The sequence below is a fragment of the Chryseobacterium flavum genome, assembly GCF_003385595.1.
Lineage (GTDB): Bacteria > Bacteroidota > Bacteroidia > Flavobacteriales > Weeksellaceae > Chryseobacterium > Chryseobacterium flavum.
Window position 1 is genome coordinate 38872 of the sequence record NZ_QNUE01000023.1, and the last position, 13815, is coordinate 52686.

The 13815-nt window shown below is 35.8% G+C and carries 13 protein-coding genes; 3 read left to right on the top strand and 10 right to left on the bottom strand.

Annotation, left to right across the window (positions count from 1 at the left end):
- Positions 1–58 precede the first annotated feature (58 nt).
- Together DRF59_RS18895 and DRF59_RS18900 are read right to left on the bottom strand one after the other, a co-directional pair.
- On the bottom strand, positions 59–2611 hold the full coding sequence (locus DRF59_RS18895) for a DEAD/DEAH box helicase family protein (protein WP_115963855.1): 2553 nt from the start codon (positions 2609–2611) through the stop codon (positions 59–61).
- A 4-nt stretch (positions 2612–2615) separates the two neighbouring features.
- Complete coding sequence (locus DRF59_RS18900) at positions 2616–4538, bottom strand: DNA methyltransferase (protein WP_115963857.1); 1923 nt, start codon at positions 4536–4538, stop codon at positions 2616–2618.
- A gap of 120 nt (positions 4539–4658) precedes the next feature.
- On the opposite strand from DRF59_RS18900, the gene DRF59_RS18905 reads away from it, so the two are divergent.
- Positions 4659–5966 carry a DEAD/DEAH box helicase gene (locus DRF59_RS18905; protein WP_115963859.1) on the top strand — a complete coding sequence of 436 codons (1308 nt, stop codon included), beginning with the start codon at positions 4659–4661 and terminating at the stop codon, positions 5964–5966.
- Positions 5967–6024: 58 nt separating this feature from the next.
- Here the strand turns inward: DRF59_RS18905 and DRF59_RS18910 are convergent, their stop codons facing one another.
- The gene (locus DRF59_RS18910; RefSeq protein ID WP_115963861.1) at positions 6025–6918 is read right to left on the bottom strand and encodes an SMP-30/gluconolactonase/LRE family protein; all 894 of its coding nucleotides are present in this window, start codon (positions 6916–6918) and stop codon (positions 6025–6027) included.
- 257 nt (positions 6919–7175) lie between these two features.
- Between DRF59_RS18910 and ccoG the strand changes: the two genes are divergently transcribed.
- Complete coding sequence (gene ccoG, locus DRF59_RS18915) at positions 7176–8618, top strand: cytochrome c oxidase accessory protein CcoG (protein WP_115963863.1); 1443 nt, start codon at positions 7176–7178, stop codon at positions 8616–8618.
- 34 nt (positions 8619–8652) lie between these two features.
- On the opposite strand, the gene DRF59_RS18920 is transcribed toward ccoG, so the two are convergent.
- Complete coding sequence (locus DRF59_RS18920) at positions 8653–9534, bottom strand: AraC family transcriptional regulator (protein WP_115963865.1); 882 nt, start codon at positions 9532–9534, stop codon at positions 8653–8655.
- Positions 9535–9813: 279 nt separating this feature from the next.
- Between DRF59_RS18920 and DRF59_RS18925 the strand changes: the two genes are divergently transcribed.
- On the top strand, positions 9814–10158 hold the full coding sequence (locus tag DRF59_RS18925; protein ID WP_115963867.1) for a MerR family transcriptional regulator: 345 nt from the start codon (positions 9814–9816) through the stop codon (positions 10156–10158).
- 87 nt (positions 10159–10245) lie between these two features.
- On the opposite strand, the gene DRF59_RS18930 is transcribed toward DRF59_RS18925, so the two are convergent.
- From DRF59_RS18930 to DRF59_RS21025, 6 genes are all read right to left on the bottom strand, one after another.
- Positions 10246–10578 carry a hypothetical protein gene (locus tag DRF59_RS18930; RefSeq protein WP_115963869.1) on the bottom strand — a complete coding sequence of 111 codons (333 nt, stop codon included), beginning with the start codon at positions 10576–10578 and terminating at the stop codon, positions 10246–10248.
- A 76-nt stretch (positions 10579–10654) separates the two neighbouring features.
- Positions 10655–11041 (bottom strand): hypothetical protein, encoded by a 387-nt coding sequence (locus tag DRF59_RS18935; protein WP_115963871.1) that lies wholly within the window; start codon positions 11039–11041, stop codon positions 10655–10657.
- 184 nt (positions 11042–11225) lie between these two features.
- The gene (locus DRF59_RS18940) at positions 11226–11609 is read right to left on the bottom strand and encodes a DUF2750 domain-containing protein (protein WP_115963873.1); all 384 of its coding nucleotides are present in this window, start codon (positions 11607–11609) and stop codon (positions 11226–11228) included.
- A gap of 120 nt (positions 11610–11729) precedes the next feature.
- Positions 11730–12323, bottom strand: a complete 594-nt coding sequence (locus tag DRF59_RS18945) for a suppressor of fused domain protein (protein ID WP_115963875.1) — start codon at positions 12321–12323, stop codon at positions 11730–11732.
- A gap of 192 nt (positions 12324–12515) precedes the next feature.
- The gene (locus tag DRF59_RS18950; RefSeq protein WP_115963876.1) at positions 12516–12857 is read right to left on the bottom strand and encodes a hypothetical protein; all 342 of its coding nucleotides are present in this window, start codon (positions 12855–12857) and stop codon (positions 12516–12518) included.
- A gap of 6 nt (positions 12858–12863) precedes the next feature.
- Positions 12864–13815, bottom strand: a 952-nt coding sequence (locus tag DRF59_RS21025; RefSeq protein WP_206606756.1) for an RHS repeat domain-containing protein, incomplete at its 5' end; no start/stop codon positions are given.

Here is a 13815-nt window from a genome sequence, read left to right on the forward strand (position 1 = left end):
GGGAAATTTATTAAAAGATTACGGATTCAAAAATTTAAAGATTAGCAGGGCTGGCAGATTAACTCGTAAGTGTTTTTTCCAAAGCTTCTTCAAAATCCCTCTCATTGTCATGGTTATAAAACGGTACCGCAGTAATTAAATATTCATCTGTATGAATGCGAACCGTTTTTCGTTCGTTGCCGATATCTCTTAAAAAATCATCTTTCCACCTATCATAATCAATTAAATGAGTTCCTTTAGGTTCTATAAAAACCTGGTATGTCAGCTGTTTATCTTTCTTCTGGCTGCAAAACAGAATAAAATCCGGCTCAAAAGCTCGTCCCAGCCTATCAAAAATCTTAACTTCCCTTTCGTTCCGGATCAGGTGTATATCCTGAAACTTCTGGTTCAGCCCCTTGAAGCGTCTGGAAAATAAATCAACAAATCTTTTTTCTTCATCGGTTCCGTAATTGGCATTATAAGCATACCAGGGTTCATGGGAAACTACATCTTCCTGTCCATCTGCTTTTACACTGCCTTTCTTTACTCTGATCTCTTTATCCCTGAAAACCTCACGAACAGGCTGTGCCTGGAATGACGAGCCTTCATAATCCGGAATATTATGTTTAATATCCGCTTCTATATTCTGCAATAATCCATTCAATGCCTGAAGGTAATCAAAATGTGAAATTTCCCGGAGGCGGCTTTGGGTTCCATAAAATACGATTTCCATTCCGCCTAAAAATTTTTCATCTTCTATAAAATCCCGGATGGATGTTATACCGGGAAAATAGCGTGACAGGTTATCAAAGTAATAAAAAGGATTCCGGCTTAAGGCATATCTGATAACATGCTTCTGAATATCTTTGATTCTGACTCCTTCGGTTTTTATCCGTTCATCTGAAGGAACCGGATTTTCCAGTTCAAAAAAGACACCGGATGTTTTTCCGCTTCCTGAAGAAAGCTGATGACTAAACCTGGACTTAACAATCCCCAGATCTTTAAAGGATTTTATTTTATCAAAGTTTTTGGGTATTTTCCTGTTGGAAAATATAACTCCGTTTTTATACAATTCGGTGGTTTTAAACAGAGGCTTCAGCTTTAACTGTTTGGTTTCAAGCATCGCTTCATCTTCATATATTCCGGAATCTGCCAATGCTTTTTTAAGTTCTGAGATGTAACGGCTGTCTTCTTTGGTATGGTAATACAGTTCCTCTAAAATTTTCAGATCGTTTGAAATATCATCATCGTATTTCCGGACAAATTTATCTTCCCCTTCTTGTATGGCGAACGGATAATACCTTGCTCCACGGCCAATCAGCTGGGCTTCCGAAAGTGTTGTCTTTCCCGGTTTTCCCTCTTTTCCATCACGGTCTTCATACAGCCTTACGATATCAAACAAATTTAAAACATCCCAGCCTTCGTTAAGTTTCTGAACTGCAAATATGGCACGGATCGGATTGTTTTCTTCTTCCAGGGTATTGAGCAGGATCTGGTTTTTCTCTGCTTCCAGATCATTATTGGCACTCAGGCAGTTTTCTTCCCTGAAGTAAGTCTTTATCCTCTTTACAAGTTCATTATCTGAAATATTTCTGGATTCAAAAAAATCAAAAGCTTTTTGAACAACAGAAACAGCAGACGTTTTCCGGATCTTTTCAACCATTGCTTCAGAGAAACCGTCTATCAGCTTATGAAAGTTTTCTTTATTCTGTTCCGATTCTTTAATTGTTTTTTTCGCCTTGAAAAGAATAACCGGTTTCAGATTAATATGGTGAATAGCGGCCAGTTCCTGACGGTATAGATTGAGGATCAATGCCTGGATAATTCTTTCTTTTTCGTCATACATGGAACGGACAAGATTAATTTCCTTTGAAAACTTATCGGTTCTGAATTGGGCAAGATCATATTTGAAAAGGACTTTATCTTTATATTTCCCTGTAATCTCCCGGCTTTCATAATCCAGAGTAGCAGTAAATTCAAGCAGGATGTTCTCAAAATTCTGATGCAAAATCTCCAGAACGGTTTCTTCCCAGCTACCAAACAGGTTCCCGCTTTTGGTTCCACTGTTCAGATGATGCGCTTCATCAGCAATAAGTACCAGTTTTTTATCTGCAAAATCTTCATAGGTAATGCTGTTTTCTTTTGTATTATTCAGATCTATATGAAGCTGCTGGATCGTTGTAAATTTAATATTGATATTGTCATGGTCAGACTCCTCGAAATTATCAATGGGCTTCACAAAAACTTCTTTGCCACCGATCACAATCTTATCTTTAAACAGATATTTGGAAGTGTGGGGATTGAGAAAATTATCTATTGTTTTCTGAATGATATTGTTACTGTTGACAAAAAACAGAAAATTCCGGTATCCTTTCTCATATAAATGAAGTATCAGACCAGCCATCACCAGGGTTTTCCCACTTCCTGTCGCCATATTACAGAGAAGATGAAGAGGCTTCTTCGGTTTACCCTCAAAATCCTCCCGCTCCATATAGAGGTAACGCCTGAAAGCTTCTTCCTGGTAGGGGCGGATCCCGAATTTCAGATTATCCGTAATCTCATTGGGCAACATCACTTCTGCCAGAGCTTTACGTGCAAAAGGATTGTTGAATATTTCATGTAAAAATGCCATAGGTTTAGTTTTTAAGTTGATAAAATGCTTGCGTTACTTTTTGTTCTTCCGGACTGCACTCAAAATTACGGTCACCCAGAGAAGAAAGATTAACGTAGAGCTGGTTCTTATCCAGCAATTCGCAAAGATGCTGTTTTTGCTCGGTCAGGCTTAATGCTTTAAAATCTTCAATATGCTGTTCCTGCTTCCGGATATCGACATTGTAATTCAAAAAAGATTTGGCTTTCATCTCTTCCCAGATCTGAAGAAGAGCGTCTTCATTTTCAGCTTCTTCTATTTTTTCTATGAAGGTTTGGTTGTATTTTTTGAGTTCGAGATAGATGAAGCAACCACCGCCTTGCCAGTTGACAGATTTGGAAATACCACCTTGCTCTCCATCAATTACTTTTTTCAACCGTTCTACAGAAACAGTTTCGATATAATCCATTTGTTCTATTCCAATATACTGACGGTTCATTTTTTGAGCTGTGGATGCTGTAGTCCCGCTTCCGAGATGATAGTCTAAAACAATATCATGTTCTTCTGTAACAGCATTGATTAAGAACCCAATTAAAGATTCTGGTTTTGGAAAAGAATCAAAATTTAAATTAAGAGATTCGATATGTCTTTTTGAATCTTCATTTGTTTCAATTCCCATAGCTTTAGATAAATATATTTCATCTAAAAATTTATCTGGAGCCAAATTAGAGGGGCTTTTTCTTTGATATCTGATAGAAAATTTATTAGATTTAATGATGAAATAAGTACCACTCTCTATTTCAGAATTTAAAAATGATTGTTGCCATTTAAAACGTCCTTTAAGTTTAATTATATTTTCATTTCTACCATTTTTAACTATCAGATCATTAAGTAATTCAATCTTATCATAATTCCCTTTTTTATAAGTATTGTCTGGAATTTTGAATTCGATTATTTGAGGTTGAAATTCTAAAATAGTTATCTGATTACCACTGTTTAATAATGGTGCATCATCATTATCACTCTCTCTTCCTATATAACTTTTTGTATCTAACAATTTTTCATAGCAGTGAATAAATTCTATATTCTTTCTAGATTTCTTCGAAAGAGCTGGTGCATTATCTGTATTTTTCCAAATAAATGTTTCTACAAAATTTTGTTTTTTAAAAACTTCATCTAAAAGAATTTTTAAAGGAGCCTGTTCATTATCATCGCATTGAATAAATATTTTCCCTTCTCTACAAAGTAATTCTCTCGCTATTTCTAAACGATTTTTCATAAAAGTAAGCCATGAACTCTCATTGAAACTATCATTATATTGAAAACTATCATTCCCCGTATTATAAGGTGGATCTATATAAATAAGTTTCACTTTTCCGGCAAATTCTTTTTTCAGAGAATGTAATGCTAACAAATTATTTCCTTTGATAATGAGGTTATCAGTAATGGTTCCATTTTCGTTGCGGTTGAACTGATCGAAGGAGTGTTCTCCTTCATTATCAAACCGTTTGGCGTTGGTCAGCACTTTTGGATCCAGCAGTTCGGTAATTTCGTCCTGGGCCAGTACCTCATTAAAGAAAATCTCTTCTCTTTTATCTTCTTCACGGCTTTGTCCGCCCTCCAGAATACAGTCTTTAAACGGCCAGACCAATGACACTTCGTTACGTTGCTTCAGATGTTTGTCATCAATGGTTAACCCTACTTTATTTTTGAACTGAGTATAGCTGTCATTGAGATAGTTCTTTTGTTCAAGAAACCGGATAAAAAGGTTTTGCTTAAACACCCAGGCATCTTTTACCTTTAGGAAGAATTTTTCCTTCAGATCCGCATCTTCCAATAGCAATCCGATCAGTTCTTCGTCAAAATTCTGTGCTTTATTCAGGACAACCCATTTTTTAATTTCTCCGTTATCAGAAACATAATTAGGTTCTTTCTTAATTTGCTTTTCAAGGATTTGATAGAGTTTCATGGTATTAGATTTTACGTCTCAAATCTATTATCAAAACATATAAAGACATTACGGATTACCGTAATACAAATAAATAATGCATAAAAATCTTATAAAGGCAAAATCACCTACCTTTGCAATATGGAATTAGAATCGATCTATAAAAAACTGCAGATTCAGGATATGAATCAGATGCAGAAATCTACTTATAAAGCCGCTGAGCAAAAACAGGATATTGTTTTGCTTTCACCCACAGGTTCAGGAAAAACACTGGCCTTCTTATTTCCTGTTCTCCGCAATCTGAAAAAGAATGTCCAGGGGGTACAGGCCCTGATATTGGTTCCGGCAAGGGAACTCGCTTTACAGATTGAGCAGGTTTTTAAATCAATGGGCACAGATTTCAAAGTTTCAGTCTGCTATGGGGGACATGATAAAAAAATCGAGGTCAACAATCTGACAGAGGCTCCTGCTGTACTGATCGGGACTCCCGGAAGGGTTACCTATCATGTGAGAAACCATAATTTTGATCCAACAACTATCCGGACCCTGGTACTGGATGAGTTTGACAAAGCCTTAGAATTAGGATTTCATGACGATATGGAATTTATCATCGGTTCATTAAAAGGGGTAACCCAAAGAATTCTTACTTCTGCTACGGTCATGGAGAACATTCCGTCATTCACCGGTCTGAAGGATGAAAAGATCATAAGCTTCCTTAAAGAAAATGAAGTAAAACCTGATATCCAACTGAGGAAGGTGATGACCACTCCTGAGGAAAAGCTGAACACCCTGTTCAGCCTGGTTTGTAAAATCGGAAATAAAAGAACCCTCATATTCTGTAACCACCGGGATGCGGTAGACCGTATCTCAGAACTCCTTCATCAGATGGGAATTGCCCGGGAAACCTTCCATGGAGGAATGGAACAGGATGAAAGGGAACGTGCTTTACTGAAATTCAGAAATGATTCCGCAAGAATTCTGATCACCACCGATCTTGCTGCCCGAGGTCTTGATATTCCTGAAGTAGAATCTATTGTACATTACCAGCTGCCTCCGAAAGAGGATGCGTTTATTCACAGGAACGGCCGGACGGCAAGGATGAATGCCAAAGGCTTTGTATACCTGATCATGACAGAGGAAGAACAGTTTCCTTTTATTAAAAGCAATACCCCGGAAGAAAGTGTGGCGGGCTTCCATACAATTCCGGAAAAGACTCCTTATCAGACCATCTACATCAGCGCCGGAAAAAAGGACAAGGTGAATAAAGTGGATATTGTAGGATACCTCATTAAAAAGGGGGAACTGCAAAAAGAAGATGTCGGCATTATCGAAGTAAAAGATACGACCTCCTACGTTGCGGTTGCCAGAAATAAAGTGAGCAGTGTTCTGAAAAAACTCCAAAATGAAAAGCTCAAGGGAAAAAAGGTTAAAATGGAAATTGCATACTAACCTGCAAGTAAAAAGTGCTTCTGATTATGGTCAGAAGCACTTTTCATAGTCTATTTTATTATTTCACTCCTTTTACCTTTGTAGGCAAGGTATACACAGATTTTGAGGCGGTAATAAACAGGATGTCATTATGCTCTCCTCCAAAAGTTACATTAGAAGTCCATTTTTCAGGAATCGGAATATGATAGATTTTTTTTCCGCTGCGGTCAAAAACGTGAACTCCGTCTCCGGTCAGGTATAAATTTCCGTGCTTATCCAGGGTCATTCCATCAGAGCCCATCTCACAGAACAGTCTTTTTTCAGATAGTTTTCCTTCTCCCAACACATCATATACGTATGTTTTCCCGGCATCGATATCTGAAACATACAGCTTTTTAAATTGCTCGCTTCCTACAATTCCATTAGGCTGTACAAAAGTCTCCAGCTTAGAGATCTTTCCGTCTTTATCCCGGTAGTAAAGGCTTTTATGTGGCAGCTCCTGTTTAAAATCTACCCAATAATCCCTTTCATATAAAGGATCTGTAAAGTACATTCCGCCGAATGAATCATTCCAGACATCATTGGGACCGTTCAGTCTTTTTCCTTCAAATCCTTTCAGGATCACCTCAACTTTTTTGTCTTTTGATATTTTCCAGATCTCCCCCTGATCATCCGAGCAGGTGATCAGATAACCGTCTTTATCAAAATGAGTTCCGTTCGCCCTTCCTGTTTTATCCAGAAATTCTATAACCTGATTGGTTTTCCAGTCCCAATAATAGATTTTATCGTTGGGCTGGTCGGTAAAATATACATTTCCTTCTTTATCTGCTGAAGGTCCTTCTGTAAAACTGAATTGATCAGAAACTCTTTCGGGTTTTACATCTTCATAAAACATTTTGTTATAATTTACTGATTGGCAGTTAACCAATGCTAAAACCAAACCAATCATCCCAATTTTACAGATATTCTTCATACTTCACTTTTAAGCCTGCAATTTACAACATCAGCAATTAGGGTCAAAGTTATTTTACCACTCTTGTACATCGCCTGCCTTAAAACATAAAATGTCTTAATTGTACTATTTTATAAGCAGATCATATTAGTTAATCGATTTTATAATCCGGAGCTTTGCAGTACGGGGATCAATAACTTTTTTTTTCACAAAAGATACTCAGAAAAAGCAGTTTGATTCCTCATAAATATCACCTTAATACTTTTTAGCTTACAATAATGAGTGCAGAGTCTAACCCAGTCAAATTTCTGGAGACAGAAAATGAAGATTTCAGAAATTCAGTAGGAACAATGGATGAAACCGGAAAGAGAAAATGGATCTTTCCCCGGAAACCTAAAGGAAAATATACGAATTACAGAAACTACACCAGCTATATCCTGCTTGCGCTGTTCTTCGGTCTCCCGTTTGTGAAGATCAACAACAATCCTTTCCTGCTGATCAATGTAATTGACAGAAAGTTCTTTATTTTCGGACAGCCATTCTATCTCCAGGACTTTTTTATTCTGGCTTTGGGTGCTGTGACTTCCGTGATCTTTGTCATGCTGTTTACAGTAGTATTCGGAAGGATCTTCTGCGGATGGCTGTGCCCCCAGACCCTTTTTATGGAAATGGTCTTCCGGAAAATAGAATACTGGATAGAAGGTGACCGGAATAAGCAGATGAAGCTTGACCGGCAGGAATGGGATGCTGAAAAAATACGGAAAAGACTTACAAAATGGGCCGTATTCCTTCTTATCTCACTTGTCATTTCACATTTTATGTTCATGTATATTGTAGGGTATGAAGAAGTTTTCAGGATTATGAATGAAGGCCCCGGTGAACATTCCCTAAAGTTCATTACCATGATCTTTTTTACCCTGACGTTCTATTTTGTTTTTGCATGGCTCCGTGAGCAGGTATGTACACTGGTTTGTCCTTATGGAAGACTCCAGAGCGTATTGATCGATAAGCAGACCATCAATGTGTATTATGATTTCAAAAGAGGGGAAAACCGTTCCAAATGGAGAAATAATGAAGACCGGAAAGCAACCGGAAAAGGTGACTGTATAGACTGTAACCAGTGTGTGGTTGTCTGTCCTACGGGTATTGACATCAGGAATGGCCAGCAGCTTGAATGTGTAAACTGTACTGCATGTATTGATGCCTGCGATGAAGTGATGGATAAAGTAGGTTTACCCAAAGGGCTGATCCGGTATGCTACGGAAGCGGAAATTGAAAACCGTGAAAAATTCAGGTTTACCTCAAGGATGAAAGCTACTACTGTTTTTCTGGCCTTACTGATCGGATTCCTCGGATTCCTGATGTATGACAGAGGATCTATGGAAGCAAAGTTCATCAAACCGGCCGGTTCTACATTCTTTATTAAAAACGGCAAAATCACCAATACATTTATCTATACCCTGCTCAATAAATCCAATGAAAAGAAGATACTGACCATCAGGGTTGTCAGTCCGGCCAATGCGGAGATCACTTATTTCGGATCTGAAAGGATCATTTTGAAAGGAGATGAGATCCTGAAAGGAAACATCAATATCACATTCCCTGAAGATGATATTAAGTTTTCAAAGCAAAATATGGTTATCGGGGTTTTTGATGAGAAAGGTAAACTGGTAGATTCTTTTGAGACTACGTTTGAAGGACCGTTTAAACTCGCATTGTAGAGCTAACTTCAATATTCATACTGAACTCAGAAATTTAGACCTTGTATTTCTTAATAAACTGAGTAGGAGTCATTCCGGAATGTTTCCGGAATACTCTTACAAAGTAAGAATATTCTTCATAGCCCAGCCGGAAGGCCACTTCAACAAGGCTTTCATCCAGGTACATCAGCATTCTTTTAGCTTCCAGCACTATTCTCCCGGTAATGACATCGGTTGCTGTTTTCTGTACAACAGTCCGTGCAATCCTGTTCAGGTGCTTGGGAGTCATTCCTAATAAAGAAGCATAATAAGCAATTGATTTCTGCTCCTGAAAATACTTCTCAATAAGTGCTTCAAAGTCCTGGTAATGCTTAAAATAAGAGATTCCTGCCGATGACTGGGATGTCTCTGAATCCTTTGAAAACAGCCTTGCCGAATTGATAAAGATCTGGGACATCAGGGAGAGGATGAAGCTTTCTTTCATGATGTCTTTTACCTGATATTCCTTTTCCAGCTCCTGAAATAAATGAATATTTTTCTTTAGCTCCACCTCATCAAGCTGAAGTTTTCTTGGAAAAGACACAGATCCGAAAAAAGGAAAGTTTCTGAGCTTCTGATTCACATAATGTGTTTCATAAAACTCCTGTGAACAAAAGAAAATATATCCTTCTATATCTTCTGAAAGTTCCCAGCTGTGTACCTGTCCGGGTGATAAAAAGAAAAGGCTTCCTGCAGAAACATCATATTTCTGAAAATCAATCTCATGAGTTCCTTCCCCTGCAGTAAAAAGTACCGTTGCATAAAAATCATGGCGATGGGGCTTTTCAATATGCCGGTGCCCTACTACCAGATGCTCTTTCATGGTATTAAAGTAAAAATCCGGTACATTCCTGCCGGACTGGAAAAGATCAATATGAAGAACGGAAATCAATGACATGCACAAACAGATTGTTTACGATAAAAATACTATAAATCCCGCCAAGCTGCAACTCCTCTGAAACAGGTTTCGCCCTATTGGAAAAAAGAACTCCCGCATGAGTATATTTTTATTTATAAAACAGGTTACACAAAATTTTTCTGTACTATGTTTATTTTTACAACAGCTAAAAGTAAAACCATAGAATCATGTCAGAACTGAAGCTCTTACCCCTGTTTGAAAGATATATTTGGATGAATCTTTAAAAAATTTTTATCTTTGAAGATTAGGATTTAAAAAATGAAAATAAATTTACCTGACAAACTGTATTATTCTATAGGAGAAGTTGCAAAAGCTTTCGATGTAAACACTTCATTAATACGTTATTGGGAACAGGAATTTCCTATCATCAAACCTAAAAAGAACAGAAAAGGGAACCGCTATTTCACCCCGGAAGATATTAAAAACCTACAGATGATCTATCATCTGGTGAAAGAAAAAGGATATACCCTGGACGGAGCCCGCGTTGCCCTGACCACCAACAGCAAAATTTCTGAAACCATAACCCTGATCGACAGGCTTGAGTTTGTGAAAGCTGAACTCATCAAGCTAAAAGAATCTTTAGGAGAAAAGGATGGTGAGTAAATAAGCGCGCATCGGTCTTTATTCTATTTTAATATTATCTGGTCTTTGCTGACAAAACGAAGGGTCCATTTAATATGACTTCAAGTGTTAGTTATCATAAAAAATAATTCCAAGAATAATGCTGTAGTCTTCACTACTAAAAATGAAACAGCTTTTTTTGTCACCATCAATTACTGACAACCTTACATTCTTTAAATCCGAATATTTAATTCGTTTTACTACTTCAGCTAGCCCCTTATAGTATTCCCCTGAGTAAAAGCTAAAATCAAGCCTGTCATTGTAAATTTCATAAAGGTGTTCTTTCGTTTGAACAAATGAATCAAGAGTAAATGAATTAGATCTTAATTTCTTTAAATAAGAAACTACTTGATCTAAACAATTTCTTATTTCAAATAATTCGTTTATTATAATATCATTCATTGTTCATTACGGAATAAGTTTTTAGTTTCAAAGCGTAGCTTTACTCCTAAATTATAGAGATTTTCTTTAAAACCCTTTATGTTACGTTATAAAAATATAAATCTTGTGCAGAAAATTTATTTGTATTATCCATATGATCAAAATAGGTATTATATAAAACATTATCTATTGATAAATCTTCTTGATAAATAGAAGCAACATTTATAAATTGTATATAATCATTTTTTTCTAAAAGTTTTTTTAATTGCAAAAAGTATCTATTCTCGATAAAAAACAAAGGATAATTTCGAAATAAAAAACCAATTATTTCATTTTCGAGCTGAATCATTGCAACTTTTTCTTCATTAATTTCATAGTTCACAATATATTTTGTTGATAAAATCTCAATAATTTCATAAAAATCACCATATTTCCAATTTACATTTAAATTTGTAGCATTCTTTACTAAATTTGTTATATCCATAAAGTTTAATTCATTTAGGTGATTTAAAAATTTCTTTGCTCATATTATTTTTAGATTTTTTTAAGCCTTCTCCATCAAAGGATCACAAGATCGTCATTAAGATATATATAACTTGATAGATTATGTTCATCAATTGCTTTTGAAGCTTAAATACTAACAAAACATTTCAAAATGAAAAATCTTTTTATTCAATCTTTTCTAACTCTTCATCAAGATCTCTTTTAAACTCTTCTAATTTAACGACAAAACCCGATTTTGCATTTATTGGAAATACATCTATTAAATAGTCTTCCGATCTAATAATATCATATAGACTCTCCTCCAAGTCTGCAAGAGTCAATTTCAATGGTTTACAATTTTCCCATCCAGCCTCTAAATTAGACCGTATGAATTCTTCTGCTGTCCAAAATGATATTAAATTTAAGCCATCAATCTCGGATATTGCATAATCTCCATTTTCATCGACAATTGTCCAAATCTCTTCAAAATCAGCTATTTTTTTGATGAAATATTGATACCTTTTAAATGGTTTTAATTTTAAAATGTTTTCTTTTTCTTTTGGATTCATAATCTAATTTTTAAAGTATCATAAAATAAAAGCCCTGTCTGGATTATAACTTAAAAAATTATAAGTAGTATTGTATGGACTTAAAACAGATTGTTTTAAAAGTGATTTGATTTATAGGTTTTAAACTGCTGATTTTCTATTAATATCAAATATATCAATATCTTTTTCCTGAAAAATGTCTTCTAATGCTGATGTACCATTTGCATTTTTATATTCGAGTTCTTCATCAGAAATAGGAATGCATAAAAGCCAATGTACAGTTTTCGTTTCAAGTTTTAGCGGTTGCAATTTATCCTGCCACAAAAATGGTGATATAAACATAATATGCTTCATTTCAGAAGTTTCAAAGTACATTTCAACAATTCTCATAAATACTGAACCGGGTTGACATTCCCACCCATTCTTAGTAATATAAAACCCTGATGTAGAAAGAATATTAGCCAACATTCTGAATTCTCGATATCCACCAATTAAAAGCTCTATTGGAATGTTTTTAAAGCTGTTATCATTCATTTCTATTTTATTAGGGTGATCAGACACTCCTATCGTACCACAAATTTTTATTCCAGGATAGAGAGGGTCATCACATGTAAAAATATCGATAAAATTCTTTTTTTCTCTGTCATAATGACGCTCAATCATTTTATTAACACCAACAATATTTGTTATATAGTTAGAAAGGTTTTTGTTTTCTTCAGAAGCTTGTTGAGACATCAAAAAATTATTTTGTTAAATATAATAAAACTCGTTTTTGTTACTTAGCATAAACATGCGTAATTCATTTCCATTTCTCTACAATTTATTTAAGAGCTGGTGGAATATTAACAAATAATTTGAGTGCTAATTTCTTAGCACTCAAATTTGCTATACGAAAAATTCAGAATACTACTTTCACAATTAGCAGCTTTATTCTTCTTCAGTAAGCTCTAAAAATAAATTCTGTAAATCTTCATTAATTTTGTCGTTACTATTCTCTGTTGTCAGTATAAAACTTTCCTCGATTTCATCAGAATATGTAGACCCATCTAAAATACCTAATACATGTGATAAAGTATTTATTTCAACAATTCTTAAAAATTTAATAAATACATCCCTTTCTTCCTTCGACAGATTTATATATATAGGCAGAATTCCAGCCCATACCGGGTCATTTGCCTCATCTGTGGTATCTAATAAATTCTTGTACAATTCTAAATTGCCTTCAATTACTTCTCTATTAAGGATTTTTACTAAATTTTCTGGTTTCATATATTATTATTTATTGTTTGCTTTTTTAAATGCTTCTGGAAATTTATTCTTGTTAACTTCAATTAACTCCTTTAGTGCACTATTAGGTAATTTTTGACTTCCAGAAACACGTCGAAGTTCAAATATATCTCTCGCTAAAAGCTGTCGTGCATTTTCAAATCCCTTGGTATTTCTAGATACAATCCCATTGGGTCCTTTAAATCGATGGCCTACTGCTGGTACCAAAATCGATGGACCGGTATTGTGTTCAAAATCAGTAACTAGCTTTTTCATTACAGCACTTTGTCCCACATGATGAGCATCTAATCCAGTTTCAACTCCTCTTAATTCATTATAAGGTCCAACTTTCCAGATTTTGCTTTGACTTTCTATAAGGCCTTTCTCAGCAGCCAAAAGCTTTAAAGCATCATCACCATTTTTGGTCACCACCAATAGTGGTAATATAGCCAGCTTCATAGGTGTACTCTCCTGAGAAGACGCAGCAATTCCTAATATTTCCCAAATACCCCAAGGATCACCAGCTCCACCAATATACCTTATTGGACCATCAAAACAATGCCCGCAGGTCATATAGTTTATCTTAGGCAGGGGTTGTGAAGGCGGCGGCGGGATGTTAAGCTGCTCTCTAAGATTTTGCCCCTGACCTGTCATACAATATGAGCAGGTTGCTAAATTATTATTGGACACAGCCCTGATCGGAGGATTCAGAACAATTTCACCCACATCTATAGGACTTGAAGCAGTACCTATTGCTTGCGGGCCTCCCGGGCCGGAACCTCCCGGAACAGGCTCCCCTTCCAAGCCTGTAGGATCTGCAAAGAATATAGGATTATTATATCCATATCCGTAAGGATCCAGTGTATTAGCACTTAAAGGATCATGTTGCCCGAACCTTCCAAGATCTGCCATATAGAAACGGGCATTCATATCGTAAAACCCGGTTTCCTGCAATTCCTGT